Origin of the sequence: Rhodohalobacter sp. (genome assembly GCF_034521535.1) — a bacterium.
Taxonomy (GTDB): domain Bacteria; phylum Bacteroidota; class Rhodothermia; order Balneolales; family Balneolaceae; genus Rhodohalobacter.
In genome coordinates this window covers 103,789-122,339 of sequence record NZ_JAXHMF010000010.1, presented here as the reverse complement: position 1 = coordinate 122,339, position 18,551 = coordinate 103,789, and the positions used below count along the sequence as shown (strand labels likewise).

Sequence of the window (18,551 nt, the reverse complement as noted above, 5' to 3'; positions counted from 1 at the left end):
CAGATGGCTGACTTCACATTCCGAACCTCACTCAAATCTACTCATGATGAGGCCACTAAAGTTCCGGACTTTGTTTCTGACATTCAGGATAAGGCATCTCTATCTGATGATGAGACTTCCACGTTTATGCTACTTTTGAGCGAAGCTGTTGATAATGCCATAGAGCATGGTAATCAATATGACGCAAACAAGAACGTTTCTGTGGATATAGTAATTTCCAAATCTGAGATTGTGGCCAAAGTTACTGATGAGGGTAAGGGTTTTGATACAGAGGTTTCAACATCAAGGAATCCATTGGATGAAGAAAACCTGCTAAACACCGGGGGGCGGGGTATTTTCATTATCAAGGAGCTCTCCGACTCTTTGGAGTTTTTAAACAACGGCTCCACTCTTCAATTTAAAATCAGCCGGGAAAGTTAATCCTCTTTTATTCTACCCGGTTAAAAGATCTGCTCCAGCTCACCCGTCAGTTGCAGTAATTCCGTTTCAGCCACTTTCGCTTCAAACTTGGCATTAATCAAGCGATTCTCCGCGGCTAAAAATGTGCGTTGCGCCTCTCTGAATTCCAGTGAACTGATAGATCCTAGACGAAATCGCTCAAGCGCAATATCCAGGGTTTCTTCAGCATTGGATAAATTTTCCTCTTCCAGATCCACAAGTTCAATACTGTTTTGATACGTCCTATAAATTGCCTGAAAATCGGACTCCAATCTTAACTTTTGAGCCTCCAGGTTCAGCTCTGCATTTTTCTTTCTGATTTGAGCATTCTGCACGCGCCGGTTTAAATTAAAGCCATTAAAAATATTAACCCGGGCGGTAATCCCAACCGAAAATCCGGTCGTTTCATTAAACTGAAAGAATCCACCGCCATTCTCACTTCTGTTAAAACTGTAGCCGGAAGTAAGCGATATTCGCGGATATCGTTCTCCCTGAACCTCACGGATCTCCAATTGTGAAACTTCATTTTCAAAACGAGCTATCGCCAATTCTGCGTTTTCCTTCATCAATCGATCAAATAGCTCATCTTCAGGCAAAAACCGGTTTACATCAATTTCAGTGGTTACTTCAAAATCTGTCAGGGGATCACGTGAAAGCAACTCATTCAATGATATTTTAGCTTCGTTCAATTGATTTCTCTCGCGAATAAAAGCGGCACGGTCTGCGTTCAGATCCGATCTGGCCTGAAGCAGATCATATTCTGAACCTGAACCCAAATCAACTTTGGTCTCTTCAATGTCAATTCGTTCAAGCGACACTTCAATGTTGTTCTCCAATACCTTCATCTGCTCACTTATTCTGATGATATTGAAAAAAGAGAGCGCTATTTGACTTACCATATACTCCATATCAAACCTGAGCTGCTCATCGCTGATCTCTTCCAGTAATCCCAGCCTGTCGTATCTTGCAAATGAGGTAAGACCGTCAAAAACAGTCCAGTTCAAATTAATTGAAGCGTTTGTATTTGTATTTCGAGCGTCTTCATTCGTCCTCCCGGTTCCGTCAGCCGATCTGAATTCACTGTCTTCGATACTTTCTCTTCTGCTTCCGGTAAGATCAACCATGGGAAGAAATCCGGCGTTGCCAAGCGAGCGATTATTTTCTGCCTCTTTATTAAGATTACGGCTAATTTGAAGTCCGTAATTATTTTCAAGGCCTATTTGAACAGCCTCCTCCAGAGTTAAAGCTTGTTGTGCCTGACCGTTGGAAGAAAGCAGTAAAAGAATGAAAATGGTAAGTGTCAGAAATCGAATTTGCATCATTATTAAACGCTGGCAGTTTCTAATTTTTCGGCTTCTTTCGCGCGCTCTTGTATCTCTTTCGTTTTACTTTTTTCTGAAGCAAAATAGGAGTAGATAGCAGGTATAATATAGAGGGTTAAAAAGCTACCGATTAAGAGTCCGCCAATTACAGCAATACCCATTGAAGATCTGCTCTCGGATCCTGCTCCAAATGCCATCGCAATCGGTAGAATACCCAGAATTGTAGATATTGAAGTCATCAAAATGGGGCGGAAACGAACAGCCGCTGCATCCATTATAGAATCCATGATTGACATCCCCTGTTCCTGTCGCTGATTAGCGAATTCAACAATCAAAATTCCGTTTTTGGCAATCAACCCAATCAGCATTATGACACCGATTTGGCTGAATATATTCAGGGTTTGGTCGAAGTACCAAAGGGATACAAGTGTACCAAAAATAGCTAGTGGAACCGTGAACAGGATAATAAACGGATCACGAAAACTCTCAAATTGAGCCGCAAGAACCAGGTAAATCAAAACAAGTGCAAGTGCAAAAATAAACAGCAAGCTAGCTGAACTTTCAGAAAATTCCCTGGAAGGGCCGGTTAAATCGGTGATAACTGATTCCGGTAAGACACGGGCTGCAATTGCATCCATGGACTCGATGCCTTCACCTATTGTATATCCGGATGCAAGCTGTGCTGAGACCGTTGCGGATTTGAATCGATTAAATCGGTAGAGCTGCGGCGGACTGCTTCGCTCAGTTACGGTTACAAGATTATCAAGCTGCAACAGTGATCCATCCTGACTCCGAACATAGATCGTTTTTAGGTCAATCGGTTCATTTCTGAATTGACGGTCCATCTGACCGATAACCCAGTATTGCTTTCCATCCATGATGAAAAATCCGAAACGGCTTCCGGAAAGTGAAAGCTGAAGTGTCTGTGCAATATCCCTGACCGAAACACCCAAGGTCCGTGCTCGATTTCTGTCAATTTCTACTTGCAGCTCCGGCCTGTTAAATTTCAGATCTACGTCAGCAAATACAAATGCCGGGTCCTGATTGGCTTCCCGTAAAAATTCGGGAATTACATCCTCAAGCTGTCCCAGTGTCTGAGCCTGAAGCACATATTGAATAGGTAGCCCTCCGCGACGATTACCTATAGATTGCGGCTGTGAAACAAAAGTCTGTGCACCGGTAAGGTCTGACATAAGTCCGGTGAGCTGATCAGCAATCTCCTGCTGCGAACGATCTCTGTTTTCGGCTTCCCCGATATTCAAGAAACTAAAAGCTGAGTTGATTGCTCCGGACGCTCCAAAACCGGGAGATGTTACCGTATTCATCGCTACAAGTTCAGGTACATTCTCCTGTACCGTAGAGATCATCTGATCCACATAGGAGTCCATGTATTCAAACGAGGCACCCTCCGGGGCAGTTGCAAACATTCGAATTTGCCCGCGATCTTCCCTCGGAGCCAGCTCCTCCGGTATGTTCGAATAGAGAACACCGATAAAAATTCCGGCCGCAGCTAAAACCACAAAAGCCAGCCATCTGCGTTTCATGAATGATTCAAGCGAGTTTTTGTAGAGTTGATTTACTTTTTGGAAAAAAGGTTCTGTTGCCTGATAGAATCGATTTTTCTCCGCGCCGTTTTTCAAAATCTTTGTTGCCAGCATTGGAGTCAGCGTAAGTGCAACAAATGATGATATAATGACTGCCCCGGCTATAACTACTCCAAACTCCCTGAACAATCGACCCGTAGTACCTCCAAGAAAGAGAATCGGCATAAACACGGAAACAAGAGCAAGAGATGTGGCAACTACAGCAAAGAAGATCTCTTTTGAGCCCAAAATACCGGCCTCGATTGTAGGTAATCCTTTCTCCATTTTAGCATAGATATTCTCCAGCACCACAATTGCATCATCCACAACCAGCCCGATAGCCAGAACAATCGCCAGCATTGTAAGAACATTGATGGAGAATCCGGCCACGTACATAATAAAGAAAGAACCAATCAGCGCAATCGGGATTACAATGATGGGGATAAAAGTGGTTCTGAAATCACGTAAAAAGAGGAAGATCACCAAAATTACCAGGCCAAGAGCAAGGAATACAGTTTGCTCAACCTCATTGATTGACTCCTTTATATACTCGGTAGTATCAAAACCAACCGCTATATCGATATCTTCGGGCAGATCTCTCTTAATCCGATCCACCCTTACAAAAAACTCTTCGGCAATAGAGAGCTGGTTTGAACCCGGTTGCGGAATGGCAACGACTCCAACCATTGGCACACCGTTTCGTTTTAGGACCGTACGCTCATTTTGAGCTCCCAATTCAGCATAGCCAATATCCTGAAAACGAACTTTACGGCCTTCATCTTCACGGATTATCAGATTATTAAACTCTTCGGGTGAAGTGAGGCGACCCATCGTTCGAACCGTTAATTCTGTTGTACTGCCTTCAATCCGGCCGGAAGGGAGTTCTACATTTTCACGGTTCAAGGCTTGCTGAACGTCCAGCGGTGTCACACCGTAAGCAGCCAGTTTGATAGGATCCATCCATAATCGCATTGCATACTGTCTGGATCCCCAAATCCGAATTTCACTCACGCCGGGAATCGTCTGAAGCTGCTCTTTAAAAATGTTTTCAGCAATAGAGGTAAGTTCAAGCAGATTTCTACGATCACTATTCACATTCAGAAATACGATTGGTGATGCATCGGCATCTGCCTTTTGAACAGTTGGTGGCTCGGCATCAGGCGGTAAATTTCTCTGTGCTCGTGAAACACGGTCGCGCACATCGTTCGCGGCCGCTTCCATATCTATTTCCAGATCAAACTCAACCGTAATCGTACTTTGTCCCTGCCGACTTGTTGATGTTAGGGTTCGAATACCGGCAATACCGTTAACAGATTCTTCCAGCGGCTCTGTAATTTGAGACTCAATAACATCGGCGTTTGCCCCCACATAACTTGTTGATACGGTCACAATAGGAGGGTCAACGGAAGGATATTCCCGGACGCCCAGATAGAAAAACGAAATCACACCGAACAGTACAATAACTATCGACATGACCGAAGCCAGAACAGGGCGGCGTATGCTTAGTGATGATAAACTCATAATTCTGAACTTTTAATCAATTTAGTAATATCCACCTCAGTACCCGGATTCACCTGTAGTAAACCGGTGGTAAGAACAGTGTCGCCACGGGCAACCCCGCTGATAATTTCCACTTTATCACTGGTACGTATACCTGTTTCAACCCTCGCCTGCTCAATTACTCCGTTTCGAACTACAAACACTTTTTGCGAATTCAGTTCAGGTATAACAGCGATTGTTGGCACCATTAGCGCATCATCAATTTCTTCCAGAATCAGAACAATATTGGCAAATGCACCCGGGAAGAGAAGTTGATCATCATTTTGACTCAACGCGCGAATCTGAAGCGTACGAGTTTGAGTGTCAATGCGGGGTTCAATCGCATAAACCTCACCGGTAAATGTGGAGTCGATTCCTTGAACATCAAAACTAATTATATCGCCAATATTTACCCGGGCAATGTATCTTTCAGGTACGGAAAAATCGATTTTCACCGGATCGATCTCCTGCAGTGATGCAATCCTGTCGTTCGGGGTGATATAACTTCCTTCACTCACATATTTTAAACCGATTTGGCCCGAAAACGGTGCTCTAATCTCTGTTTTCTCAATTTGAGCATCAATAAGATTAAGCTCTGATCGCAATACATTAACTTCATTCAGAGTCGCATCATAATCATCTTGGCTAATTCCCCCTCTTTCCAGAAGTCTTCGCTGCCTCTCTTCCCTCTGTTCTGCGAGATTTAAACGGAAATTGGCCCTCTGTTTTTGTGCCTGAAGTTCACTGTCGTTGATTTTAATTAATAGATCGCCTTGATCAACTTCACGGCCCTCTTCAAAAAAGATTCCGGTTATAATTCCTGATGATTCAGAACTCAGTTCTACAACTTCATTAGCCTGAATGGATCCGCTGGAAAATATTCTATCCTCAATTGTTTCCGGTTCCATTACAACAGCTTCTACCTGCAGCGGACCTCCTCCACCACCCGGTCCTCCCTGAGCCTGAGCATTATTTGACTGAAAAACAGGTTTGAGTTTGGGGTAGGCCAATGCCCCCAGAACAATAACCACAGCTGAAAAATAAACAATACGCTTTGTAACTTTACTCATGTCGAGATTTGAGAGGTTTTTTATATCTGCCTTAACGAACTAAATTAACGGTTAGTTCTATCCTATTCGCTTCTTTTTTGTAAAAAATTGTAGTAATAAATGGCACAGCATTCTGCATATTTTGTGAGGATGAGCCTTTAATACAGAATAATTAAAATAAGAAAGGCGGTCTGATTTTTATATCAGACCGCCTTTTTCCTCTATCAAATAAACTATTTATGCCAGTTGGGCATCCAAATGCTTTTTGATCTGCGGTTTTGGTACAGCTCCGATGATCTGATCTACTACTTCACCGTTTTTAAAGATCAGGAGTGTAGGGATACTTCTGATTCCGTATTTAACGGAAACTTCAGAGTTATGATCTACATTTACTTTGCCGACCTTAACTTTTCCTTCGTACTCTCCGGCAAGCTCTTCAACTACCGGGCCGACCATTCTGCAAGGCCCGCACCATTCTGCCCAAAAATCAACTAATACAGGGTCAGAAGAGTTCTCTACTTCATCTGAGAAGTTATCGTCTGTGAATTCAATTGGTTTACTCATATCACTCAATGTTTTCTTTTTATTTATTTATTAAAGATCTGAATATTTGTGCAAACTAACACATATCAATTCATTATAGATTGTATCATCAAAACTTATCGTAGGTTTACGTTCCGTTTGCACCGTTGTTCTTAATTAATTGAACAGATTCCTTATCCAGGATTGTTCGCAGCCCGTTTAAAAGCTCGTTATTCGGTTCTACAACATATTTCCTCACATTCATTCTAAGCGGTTTTTTTGCTTTTAAACTCCGAACCATCAGCTTTATCGGTGTTTCACCTTTATGAATACTAAATAGAGTTGCCATTTCCGTCAGGTCATCCTCTGATATTTCAGCAGTTTTCAAATCGATATTGAGCTGTAGCTGGGCCTGGAACTTTTCGCGAAGGTTTTCTACCCTTTCCATCGACGAAGCCATAATTTTTGGCGGCTCATCCCTTTTGGAAAGATTACCTTCCAGCATCAAAACTGTATCCGGGGCAATTAATCCCTGGTGACGGTCGTACACTTCACTGAAAATGAGAACCTCTGTACTTCCTTCAAGATCCTCGATTTGTGCGAATGCCATCGGGCGCCCTTTTTTATCACTAATTCTTCTAACAGATGTGATGATTCCTATCACTCTTACTTTTTCTCGATCTCCCAATTTGGACAACTCTTCCACATTCAATGAATGGGAAGCAAAAAGACGCACATCTTCCTTAAACTTGTCCAGCGGATGACCGCTCAGATAAAACCCAATCAGCTCCCGCTCTTTATTAAGACGTTCAATATTGGTCCACTGCGGACACTCTCTCAGGTTGGGTTCTCCGCCCATTCCTCCACCCGATGATTCACCAAACAGACTTACCTGGTTTAGTCGCTCCTCTTCCTGTTTGCGGGAAGCGTAATTAATCACATCGTCAATACTCGCCACAAGCTGTGCCCGGTTTTGATGCAGTGAATCAAACGCGCCGGCCTGTGCAAGACTCTCCATGGTTTTTCTGTTGCAAACACGGGTATCAATCCGGGATGAAAAATCAAAAATGGAAGAGAATTTTCCTTTTTTATCCCTCTCTTTCACCAGCTCCTCAATAGCATTGGAGCCAACACCCTTAATTGCCAAGAGTCCATATTGAACCCTGCCGTCTTTGGCTACAAACTTTCCTTCAGCGGAATTTACATTGGGTGGGTCAACAGGAATTCCAATTCGCTGACACTCCTCAATAAAGAAGCTCACCTTTTTGATGTCGTTCATGTTATGGCTCAACACAGCAGCCATATATTCTGCGGTATAATTCGCCTTGAAATACATGGTGTGATAGGCCACAACCGAATAGGCCGCCGAGTGCGATTTGTTAAATCCGTAGCCGGCAAACATCGCCATCTTATCAAAAACCTCTTTGGCGGTTTTCTTGTCGTACCCTTTCTCCACAGCCTGACTAACAAACTTCTCCTCTTCAGGCGGAAGCAGTTCCGGTTTCTTCTTACCCATGATCCGGCGGAGAACATCCGCTTCACCGAGTGAGTAACCGCCCATTCGCTGCGCCACCATCATGATCTGCTCCTGATAGATCATAATACCGTAGGTCGGCTCCAGAATATCGATCAGATCTTCATGATCATACTCTACATTTTCCTCGCCATGCTTCCGCTTAATATAATCCGGAATAAACTGCATCGGTCCCGGACGGTATAAAGCGTTCATAGCAATCAAATCATTCACTTTCGACGGCTTAAGCTGTTTGAGGTATTTGCGCATCCCGTCCGACTCAAACTGAAATATTCCGACGGTTGCTCCTTTCTTGAACATCTCAAAGGTCTTCTCATCATCCAGCGGGATATCATCCAGATTGTACTCCTTGCCGTGATTCTCCTTCACATAGCCAATCGCTGTTTTCAGAATGGAGAGCGTCTTCAATCCGAGGAAGTCCATCTTCAGCATTCCGGCGTCTTCAATTACTTTGCCGTCAAACTGGGTCACATACAGTTCGGCATCCTTGGCTGTCCCAATCGGGATGTAGTTGGTCAGCTTATCGGGAGCGATGATCACACCCGCAGCGTGAATCCCGGTATTTCGAACGGATCCCTCTAATGTTTCCGCCATCTGAAGTGTTCGGCCTTCAAGAGAGTCAGACTCTTTCAAATCCCGTAAGTTCCTTCACCTCCTTGAATGCATCTTCCAGTGAAATCCCGATCGTTTCGGGAACCAGCTTTGCAATGCGATCCGCATCAGCCAGGGGCAGATCGAGCACACGAGCAACATCCCGCACTGATGAACGCGCGGCCATCGTACCAAACGTGATAATATGCGCAACCTGATCAATTCCGTACTTATTCACTACATAGTCAATGACGCGCTGCCTGCCGTCGTCATCAAAGTCGATATCGATATCCGGCATCGACACACGTTCCGGATTGAGGAAACGCTCAAAAAGAAGATCATACTTCAGCGGATCAATGTTGGTAATACCCGTGCAGAACGCCACCACCGAACCTGCAGCGGAACCTCGTCCGGGCCCCACATACACGCCCATACTTCTCGCTTCGCTGATAAAATCCTGAACGATCAGGAAGTATCCGGCAAAGCCCATTGTTTTGATGATGTTGAGCTCATGATTGATTCGATCCATCACTTCATCATCAAGCTCACCGTAATGCTTTTTAGCACCTTCAATGGTCAGGTGACGCAGATAGTCATCTTCCGTCTCAAAACCCTCAGGCAGGGCGAAATTGGGAAGAATCACATCCCGCTCCAGTTTGATCTCCTCAATTTTATCCACTACTTCCTGCGTGTTGGAGATCGCCTCGGGCACATCCGCAAAAAGAGCCTTCATCTCTTCCTGGGTCTTGAAGTAAAACTCATCATTCGGGAAACCGAATCGTTTCTCACGCCCTTTCCCAATCGGCGTTGAGATCGAATCATTGTTATCAATACAGAGCAGGGCGTCGTGCGCCTTGGCATCCTCCTTCTCCATATAGAACGTATTGTTGGTGGCAATCACCTTAATACCGTACTTCTTGGCGAATTTCAGCAGAACGCTGTTCACGCGCTCTTCCTCTTCAAGACCGTGACGCATCAGTTCGATGTAGAGATCGTCTCCAAACAGCTCATGCCACCATTTTAAAGCCTCTTCAGCTACCTCTTCGCCACGGTTCAGAATCATATCAGGAACTTCGCCCAGCAGACCGCCGGTCGTGGCGATCAAGCCCTCGCGGTATTTTTCCACCAGTTCCCGGTCAATTCGGGGAAATTTATAGTAGTACCCCTCAATAAAACCGAGAGAGCACATCTCTGCCAGATTTCGATATCCCTGCATATTTTTGGCAAGAAAAACCTGCTGATACCGCTTGTCTTTATGATCGCGGGTAAATTTCTTTTGATTTCGATCTTCAACAAAATAGGCCTCCAGACCGATAATCGGCTTTATCCCTTCCGCATACGCCGCTTTCGTGAAGTGAAACGTACCGTACATATTTCCCAGATCGGTCAGTGCCACAGCCGGCATGCCGTCCTCTTTTGCTTTTTTCACCAGATCCTTCATACCTGAAGCGGCCTGAAGAACAGAGAATTTGGAGTGATTATGCAATTGTGTGAACAGTGAGTCCACTTTTTCTCCGGCTGACTCTTTGGGAAGATCAATTGCGGAGGATCGTTCGTCCTCCTCGCCGGTTACACCCCTGCTGCGGAGTTCATCCACCTTGGGCATGTAGTGAGACTCATCAATTTTTTGAGCCGGATTTGCCGGTGACTGTGACGGATCTTTGGGATGGTTCGGTCGAATTACGCCAATCCGAACCAATTCCAGAAATGCTCGGGCTGTAGCGTCTACATCGGCCGCAGCGTTGTGCGCTTCCTCAAAACCGATTTCAAAAAGTTTATCGTGTAGCTCGGCAAGAGTCGGCCACTTATATCGGCCCCGCCCACCCGGAATTGCGCAGTACTCGGTCGACTCATCTTTCGTGTCGATCGGCACTTTTTGAGTCAGCGGATTTTCCCGTTCCATCCGGAGATACTCCGATCCCATAATGTTGAGATCAAACTCCAGGTTGTGGCCAATTACAAATGTGCACTTTTCAAGATCCCGGCTGAAGATATCCATGACCTCATTCAGAGGAATTCCCTCTTCATGAGCGCGCTCCGTTGAAATACCGTGAACTTTTTCGGAATTAAAAGGGATCGTAAATCCATCGGGTTTAACGATATAGTCTCCCGAAGAGATCAATTTTCCGGTTACATCATGAACCTGCCAGGCAAGCTGAACACAGCGTGGCCAGTTGTCAAAATCGGTCAGCGGAGCTGAATAGTTCTGGGGAAGGCCGGTGGTTTCGGTATCAAAAATCAGATACATATATGGGGTCTATGTCAAACGGTTTGGCTTACATCTCGTGGATTGAATATACTAACCGAACAGGGAAGTTTGAATTAGAACCCAACAGAAATTCAATCCTTTTTGGTTCTACTTTTCTTTATTGCATATACCTCTTCAACAAGGTCGTTCGCTATTCAACCGCTATCCTTCAAGAAAGTAGTGATGACACGGCAGAACCTTTACTACTTTCCCATTTCGTTCAAATCGATCGCTTTGGTTTTGGGTTATGATGTAACCTTCTTCCTTTTCAAAAAAGACAAGAGCTTCGAATAATCCATTTAGCTCTCGGTCTAGATTATCAGGAGTCAGTTCGTAGCAAACCTGTATAATTTCAGTTGCTTCTTCATTTTCAACGGCTACAAAATCACATTCACCCTTTTCAGAGAAATAATAGATCTCCTTATGTTTTCTGCGAAGATGGAGATATACCAGATTTTCTAATATCCGTCCATAATCGCCCGAAAATGACTTAGAATTCACATTAACTAATCCTGTATCTATTGCATAAACTTTTCGGGGATTGACAGATTGCTTGCGAACTGAATAACTAAATTTGGGAATAAAATGCAGCAGCCAAGTTTGCTCCAGGTAAGAAAAATATTCCATTACAGTGCTTGTAGCGCCAATTCCAAACAGACTCCTCATCTTATTTCCGGTGACCAAGTTACCCACATTCGATATTAAATAGAGAGCCAGACGTTGGAGTGTTTTCACATCTCTGACTCCATATCGAACGGCTATATCCCGAACAAGGATATCCTCAAAAAGCTGGTGTAAGATATCTTCATTCTCACTTTTCACATATTCCGGGAAACCACCTATTTCCATATAGTTCATTAATAATTCTTCAGAAGGTTCTGTTGATTTAATTTCACAAAACTCCTTCCAGCAAAATGGAAATAACTCTTTGGTGATATGCCGGCCTGTTAATTTAGTACCCAATTCACTGCTAAGAAGCGATGCGTTAGAGCCGGTTACGATGATTTTAAAACCCTCATCCAACTTCTGACGTATATACCGTTCCCAACCTTCTACAACCTGGATCTCATCAAAAAGAAGTGCAGCACTTTCCACTTCAGCAATCACTTCATCGAGTCGTGTAAAATCATTCAACTCCAATTCATACAGCCGTGGGTCTTCAAAATTCAGATAAAACCCATTTTGGTACCTCTGTTTAAGCAACTGATGCAGAAGCGTACTTTTCCCACACCGCCTTATTCCCGATATAACCAAAGCGTGTGAAGACAGTTCAGGCATTTTATCCAGTTTATGCCTCTTTAAACCTGTACTTAATTTTAACAGGTTTTCTTTTTGTGCTTCAGCTACTTCTTTTAATACTGATTTTAGTACCATAGCAATAGTGTTTGATACTAAAATACATTTATGTTGTTTACTAAACAATAAATTTGTTGTTTAGTAAACAATAACTATTGAGTGACTGCTGCAGAATGCACCACTGGCCCACTATGAAAGGAGAAATTTAAATTACAACCCAACAGGAATTCAATCCTTTTTGGTTTTCTATTGATTCACCTTGATAACCAATCAACTCATATCAAAAGAAAAGGCTGAAAGCCTAATACAACCCAACCTGAGGCATCGCCTCAGGCTAACAGATTCGCAAATCAGACAGCAGGCTGAATGCCTGCTACAGGTAGCCTTTTTAAATGGTCTAGGTTCTATCTCACCACATTATACTCTTTCATATTCTTCTAGATAAATAAAATGAATGTGACGTTCTATCTGAAGAGTGACCTCTTCAAGGCTTTCAGCCTTGAAGATAGTCATGGGCGTCATTAGACCGGGGCGTTGCCCCGGGCTGAGATGGATAAGGCTTACAGCCTTACAATATTAGCGGGCAAAACACATACGGAAGACATCATTCCCATTCCTGCCTCGAGAAATCATTCTGTGGATAAGCTTTGTGAAGCTTTCTTCTCGGCCTAAAAGTAATACATAAGACTTAATCGACATTATTAGTCCAGCTCTTCAAGAAATTCCCTCCAGCTTCGCTTAATGGTATTATTTGAAGTGAAAAAGAGATCATTATGTCCGCCGCGGAGAGGAACAAATGTTTTCGGTTCTGAGGCAGCTTCGTATAGCGCTTCACCATGATGGAAGCCCGCTATTTCATCATCCCGGCTGTGTAAAATCAGCACAGGAATGTTCTCAATGCTTTTGAGATAGTTGATGGCAGAAAAGTTATATCTCACCAAAAATGACGGCACAATCGGATAAATATCCGAAGCCATCGTTTTCAAGTCTTGAAAAGCAGAGTCTAAAACCAATCCTCCAACATTATATTTTGACGCTCCGTAGGCAGAAACCGCACCGCCAAGCGATCGTCCATACAGTATAATCTGATTTTCCCGGTAATTCTTTTGCTCCGTCAAAAATCCAATTACGGCTTCGATATCCTTATATAGTCCTTTTTCTGATGGTCGGCCTTCACTTTTTCCATACCCCCGATAGTCGTACATCAAAACGGACACACCTAAATCCAAAAGCATCTCTGCAATCTCCAGCCTGCCGCTAATATTTCCTGCATTCCCGTGGGATACCACAACTACCTTCTTAGCGCCCTCTTTGTTAAAGTACCAGCCGTGAATCCGTTTGCCGTCACTCGTTTCAACCCACACATCTTCAGACTCCAGTCCCATCGACTGCGGCGATCGAAAATGCTCCCTTTCCGGTAAAAAAAGCATCTGCCCCTGGAACATGTACAGAAGCAGTATCAGAAAAAGGTATATCCCGGCAAGGGCAATTAATATTTTAAACAGCACGTTCATCATTTTCTTTTAGGGTTCAGTTGATAGGTTCTAACCGGCAAATGCTCCACTCCACCTTTTCCCTGTCTGCTTTCCATCAGTTGAAATGATTGTATCCGGCACTCAAAAGAATCGTCAATTTCAGGAATTACGGTCAGAAGTTTCTCTTTTTTTACCCTCCCCTTAACCCGCGCCAATGTTACATGAGGTGTAAATGAATGTTCGCTTTCACTGTTTGTAACTTCGGACACCGCTTTATCTACAAAATCATGAAGCTCTATCAACGTTGATGATATTTCCGCTCCCAGCCAGATAACACGAACCGTCCCTCTCTTTGGGAAAAACCCGATATCCCGAAGTCTGAGTGTAAACTCCGGGATATCGAACTTTGCCAATTTATCCTCCAGCTCTTTTAACACGCCGGCATCCGCATCCCCGATATATCTCAGCGTAAGATGTAACTGTCTTGGATCAGTTTTTCTCCAATATCTGCTTTCAGGAAGTATTTGATCCATACTTTTCTGGAGATCCGCCGGTAGTGATATGGAGACAAAATATCTGCTCATAGATCAGTGCACAACGCGAAACGTTTTTTCTTCTTTTTCCGGGCTTTCTTTCTCTTCAACAATATCAATATTATCAACGCGAGCAGGCATTGGTCCGCTTTTTAGCTTTTCGAGCATTAAATTTAACTTCTCCTCCGGTCCCTGTAAAAGTGCTTCAACATCTCCGTTGTCGAGATTACGAACCCAGCCCTTGATCCCGAGTTCGCCGGCATTTGTTCGTGTATAGTGGCGAAACCCCACTCCCTGAACTCTTCCGGAGATCATTAATTTCATTTCTTTTAAATTCATATATTTATCAGTCACCATAATCTGTTTGGTTGGTAATGATCATCTTTTATTTGATCTTATAACAATATAACAGCTTAAGAATATCCATCTGTTTTCTATCTGAAAGATTTTAAATCCATGACGCTTACACAACTATCTTACATCATTGCAGTAGACAAATACAGACATTTTGCAACAGCTGCAGAAAAGAGCTACGTCACACAGCCTACCTTGAGTATGCAGATTCATAAACTTGAGGATGAACTGGGTGTTACTATCTTTGATCGATCTAAATCGCCTGTCATACCTACGGAAATTGGAGAGAAGATTATATCACAGGCGAAAATCATCCTTAATGAATCAAAGCAGATATCCGATATTGCCAACTTTAAAGAGAATGAACTACAGGGGAAATTTAAGGTAGGCATAATTCCAACCATTGCTCCATATCTGGTTCCGCTTTTTATTCGGTCATTCATAAAAAAATATCCAAATGTAGATCTCGTTTTTGAAGAACTGATCACCAGTGAGGTATTGGATAAACTGGGGAATGATCAATTGGATGCGGGAATCATTGCCACACCTACCGAAAAAAGCTTCATCTATACGGAAGATCTCTATGTAGAACCATTCGTGGGATATCTTTCGCACAGTCATCCTCTTATTGAAAAAGAGAAGCTGACTATCGAAGATCTCGACTTAGCAAACATTTGGCTCTTAAGCGAGGGACACTGTTTCCGGGATCAGGCTGTACAGCTTTGTAAAGAGATCAAAGATCACAAGGAGCCATCTGTTGAATTTAAAAGCGGAAACCTGGAGACGTTAAAACGTCTTGTTGAACAGAATTTTGGAATGACTCTCCTTCCATGGACCGCCATTAGCGAACACAAAGATTCCTGCTCTAACGCCATTATCAAAGAGTTTGAAACGCCGGTTCCATCAAGAAAAGTTCGACTGATCTATGGCAGAAAACATTTGAAGAAAACGATCATTCAGGCATTTAAAGATTCAATCTGTAACTCCATTCCGGCCGAACTGAAAGAAGGTAATGAACGGGTTCTGATTGAGTAAGTCACCAATTCACTCTTGCAGTTTGGGGCGATTTAAAATTTTCCTGGCATCATCCAGCTCCGACTTACTCGCCAGCAAAAGCAGTTTGTCTTCCGACTGAATAATTGTACTACCCTTCGGTACTAAAAACTTTCCCTCCCGGTTAATCAGTACAATTAACACATTTTCAGGCAGGTGAAGATCTACGATTTTTTGTCCTACAATCCTGAAATCATCCTGAACAATAATCTCTTTTAGAGCACTCTTTGTATCTACATCCGGCTCAAACTGAATTGGATAACGGGTCTGTTTGGTAAACGGCAGGTTTACATGGAGCCACTTTGCTACAAGAGGTATCGTTGTCCCCTGGATGAGAACAGACGTAAGCACAACAAAAAAGACAATACTGAAAATCAGATCAGCATTATTCAATCCGGCAACCAACGGAAAGGTTGCCAGGATAATCGGCACGGCACCCCTCAAACCGATCCACGATACCATAAGCTTGGACCGGCGGTTGTATTGGGTAAACAGCAATGAAATAAATACGCTGAGCGGACGAGCAACGAAAATCAGCGCCAGGGCAATAAGCATACTTACCCCGGCAACCGGCAAAACCTGACTTGGAAAAACAAGCAACCCCAGCATCAGAAACATCACAATCTGACTCAGCCAGCCTACCCCGTCAAAAAAGTTAGTGAGGCTGCGCTGGTGAACAAAGCCGGAGCTCGACATCACCACACCTACGATATACACGGCCAAAAATCCGCTGCCGTTTACGAGGTCAGTTACGGCATACACAAACGAGATCAGCCCCACCATCAAAACGGGATAGAGTCCATCGTAGACTAAATCAATTTTGTTGACGACCCATGTAAACAATTTTCCGAACACAAAACCGAAAAGAACACCAAATCCCATCTGTGTAATAAACAGCAGTATAAAATTGAACCAGCCTGCCTGGTCGTTTCCTAAAATTGAAATCAGTCCGATGGTCAGGAATATCGCCATTGGATCATTCGTCCCGGATTCCAGCTCAATCAGCTCTTTTAAGCGATATTTGAAGCCCATTCCATTCGACTTCAAAACTGAGAATACAGCTGCAGCATCCGTAGAAGAAACAATTGCCCCAAGTAAGATCCCTTCAATCCATGTAAAGTTCAGCAGCCAAACTGCAAATAGCGCTATCACGGCGGCACTGATCAAAACGCCCAATGTAGCCAGGGAAAGCGCAGGATTGAGAACCGGCCGAATTCTTTTCCAGTTTGTATCCAAACCGCCTGAAAACAAAATGTAGGCAAGAGCCACAATGCCGAGTGACTGTGCCAACTGATGATCATCGAAGTAGATCCAGTTCAGCCCGTCGGACCCAATCGCCATACCAATTCCCAGAAAGAGAAGAAGCGACGGTATCCCATATCGAATGGAGAGCTTGCTTGCCAACACACTGACAAGAAGCAGTACTGCTCCAATTAATAGGTAGATATCTGTGACCATTATTCTCGTTTATCGGTTAAAATCTCTACAAGCCATAAAGATATAAATTCAGTCCGCTTTTTCTGTGAAAACAAGAAATATTCTCTACATTTACACCCGATTACCATATCCAATCATTTTATTTAAAAGCAGTAGTACATGGAAAACTTCTCAACACAGTGGTTTTTGGCTTTTTATTTATCTCTCGGCGCTTTATTGATGAGCTACGGAGTTTTTCTACTCTTTAAAACAGAACGTATGAAAGAGTACTTACTTTCTGTTGCAGAGAATGAGACTCCTCCACCGTCATGGAAAAAAATTTTAAAATACCTCCTGCTTTTTACCCTGCCCGGGCTTTTCCTCTCCTTTATTCCTTTTTCCTGGATTGAGCTTCTGTTTTCACTTTGGGCTCTTCTGATCATCTTTGTTGCAGGTCAGCTCATTTTGGTCTGGCAACAAACATCAAAGGCAATTCTTGAAAACAAAGATACTTTAAAACGAAAAATCCGGTTTGTTGCCGCCAATATGATTTCGATCGGAATTGTTCTGTTTTTATTGAGCTATGTACTCCTTGAACGTTCCGCAATTCTATCATGATTATTAAAAAAACAGGCTATCACGGACTCTATTTCCCGGAGCTTGGTGTATCTCTCGACGGTTATCATCCCAGCGCTGACTACGCTTTTGTGAGTCACGCTCATGCCGACCACATGCCACGTAACAAAAATACCAAAGCCTATGCTACTGCTGCCACTCTGGATCTGATGGAGCGCAGAGGTTTTAGAGGAGAAAGAAACGTCTTAGAGTTTCACCAACCGTTTGAATCAGATCGGTTTCGTGCCACATTATATCCCGCAGGCCATATTTTGGGATCTGCCATGATCTACCTGGAAACTGAGCAGGGTACCATTTTATACACCGGCGACTACAAAACACCACCATCACCTGCCACGGAGGGATTTGACGCGCCGGATCAGGTTGGCCTGCTGATTACTGAAGCCACATTTGGTCTGCCCATTTACCGCTGGAAACCACTTGATGAGCTTAAAAAAGAGATCCAAGATTTTGCAGTTGCATCTCTTGACGAAGGCTATACGCCGATCTTTCTGGGATACAATCTGGGAAAAGCGCAGGAAATCATGCATATGCTCGCTCCGTTAAACCTCCCCCTGATGATACACGGAGCCGGATACAAACTGTGTGATGTTTACGAGAAACATGGAATTGATCTTGGAAACTACTCCACTTACGTTCGCGAAGAGTGTGAGGGAAATATTTTAGTCACGCCTTCATCGGCATTATCAAAAGGATTCGCCTCCAATGTTTCAAAAACCAGAGTGGCTTACTGCTCCGGATGGGCATCAAACGAGTCCAGGCGATCCCAGCTCACCGCAGATAAACTCATTCCTCTTTCCGATCATCTCGATTTTTTTGAATTGATCCGGTTCTGCAAGGAGCTATCACCCAAAAAAGTTTACGTAACGCATACCCCAAACCCGGATGTTGTTCAGCACTATTTGGATAAGGAAGGAATTGAAAGCTCTTTTATGAACTTTGAGTATGAAGCCGAGGATTAG

The 18,551-nt window shown here is 43.5% G+C and carries 15 protein-coding genes; 4 read left to right on the top strand and 11 right to left on the bottom strand.

From position 1 onward, the window contains the following. Positions 1 to 3 precede the first annotated feature (3 nt). On the top strand, positions 4 to 420 hold the full coding sequence (locus U5K35_RS18820) for an ATP-binding protein (RefSeq protein WP_322573067.1): 417 nt from the start codon (positions 4 to 6) through the stop codon (positions 418 to 420). 20 nt (positions 421 to 440) lie between these two features. Here the strand turns inward: U5K35_RS18820 and U5K35_RS18815 are convergent, their stop codons facing one another. The 10 genes from U5K35_RS18815 to U5K35_RS18770 all read right to left on the bottom strand — a co-directional run bounded on the left by U5K35_RS18815 (position 441) and on the right by U5K35_RS18770 (position 14,487). Beyond that, positions 441 to 1,760: a TolC family protein gene (locus U5K35_RS18815; protein WP_322573066.1), complete on the bottom strand. Its 1,320-nt coding sequence runs from the start codon at positions 1,758 to 1,760 to the stop codon at positions 441 to 443. Between the two features lie 2 nt (positions 1,761 to 1,762). Continuing rightward, complete coding sequence (locus U5K35_RS18810; protein WP_322573065.1) at positions 1,763 to 4,864, bottom strand: efflux RND transporter permease subunit; 3,102 nt, start codon at positions 4,862 to 4,864, stop codon at positions 1,763 to 1,765. Beyond that, the gene (locus tag U5K35_RS18805; protein WP_322573064.1) at positions 4,861 to 5,952 is read right to left on the bottom strand and encodes an efflux RND transporter periplasmic adaptor subunit; all 1,092 of its coding nucleotides are present in this window, start codon (positions 5,950 to 5,952) and stop codon (positions 4,861 to 4,863) included. Before U5K35_RS18805 ends, U5K35_RS18810 begins: the two co-directional genes overlap by 4 nt. Before the next feature lie 216 nt (positions 5,953 to 6,168). Beyond that, on the bottom strand, positions 6,169 to 6,522 hold the full coding sequence (gene trxA, locus U5K35_RS18800; RefSeq protein ID WP_416221677.1) for a thioredoxin: 354 nt from the start codon (positions 6,520 to 6,522) through the stop codon (positions 6,169 to 6,171). Positions 6,523 to 6,601: 79 nt separating this feature from the next. Beyond that, a complete protein-coding gene (gene dnaE / locus U5K35_RS18795) occupies positions 6,602 to 8,620 on the bottom strand; it encodes a DNA polymerase III subunit alpha (protein WP_322573062.1) in 2,019 nt (672 codons plus the stop codon). After that, complete coding sequence (dnaE, locus tag U5K35_RS18790) at positions 8,607 to 10,826, bottom strand: DNA polymerase III subunit alpha (protein WP_322573061.1); 2,220 nt, start codon at positions 10,824 to 10,826, stop codon at positions 8,607 to 8,609. Before dnaE (U5K35_RS18790) ends, dnaE (U5K35_RS18795) begins: the two co-directional genes overlap by 14 nt. A 162-nt stretch (positions 10,827 to 10,988) precedes the next feature. Next, positions 10,989 to 12,200, bottom strand: coding sequence for an ATP-binding protein (locus tag U5K35_RS18785; RefSeq protein WP_322573060.1), 1,212 nt, complete (start codon positions 12,198 to 12,200; stop codon positions 10,989 to 10,991). Between the two features lie 623 nt (positions 12,201 to 12,823). Next, positions 12,824 to 13,639, bottom strand: coding sequence for an alpha/beta hydrolase (locus tag U5K35_RS18780; RefSeq protein WP_322573059.1), 816 nt, complete (start codon positions 13,637 to 13,639; stop codon positions 12,824 to 12,826). Further along, entirely contained in the window at positions 13,636 to 14,181 is a 546-nt protein-coding gene (thpR, locus tag U5K35_RS18775; protein WP_322573058.1) for an RNA 2',3'-cyclic phosphodiesterase, read from the bottom strand. Before thpR ends, U5K35_RS18780 begins: the two co-directional genes overlap by 4 nt. A 3-nt stretch (positions 14,182 to 14,184) precedes the next feature. Further along, complete coding sequence (locus tag U5K35_RS18770; RefSeq protein ID WP_322573057.1) at positions 14,185 to 14,487, bottom strand: acylphosphatase; 303 nt, start codon at positions 14,485 to 14,487, stop codon at positions 14,185 to 14,187. A 99-nt stretch (positions 14,488 to 14,586) separates the two neighbouring features. Here U5K35_RS18770 and U5K35_RS18765 point away from each other — a divergent pair, with 99 nt between their 5' ends. Further along, entirely contained in the window at positions 14,587 to 15,519 is a 933-nt protein-coding gene (locus U5K35_RS18765) for a hydrogen peroxide-inducible genes activator (protein ID WP_322573056.1), read from the top strand. Positions 15,520 to 15,528: 9 nt separating this feature from the next. On the opposite strand, the gene U5K35_RS18760 is transcribed toward U5K35_RS18765, so the two are convergent. After that, on the bottom strand, positions 15,529 to 16,995 hold the full coding sequence (locus U5K35_RS18760; protein WP_322573055.1) for a potassium/proton antiporter: 1,467 nt from the start codon (positions 16,993 to 16,995) through the stop codon (positions 15,529 to 15,531). Positions 16,996 to 17,133: 138 nt separating this feature from the next. Between U5K35_RS18760 and U5K35_RS18755 the strand changes: the two genes are divergently transcribed. Next, a complete protein-coding gene (locus tag U5K35_RS18755; protein ID WP_322573054.1) occupies positions 17,134 to 17,571 on the top strand; it encodes a hypothetical protein in 438 nt (145 codons plus the stop codon). Next, positions 17,568 to 18,551 carry a hypothetical protein gene (locus U5K35_RS18750; RefSeq protein ID WP_322573053.1) on the top strand — a complete coding sequence of 328 codons (984 nt, stop codon included), beginning with the start codon at positions 17,568 to 17,570 and terminating at the stop codon, positions 18,549 to 18,551. Before U5K35_RS18755 ends, U5K35_RS18750 begins: the two co-directional genes overlap by 4 nt.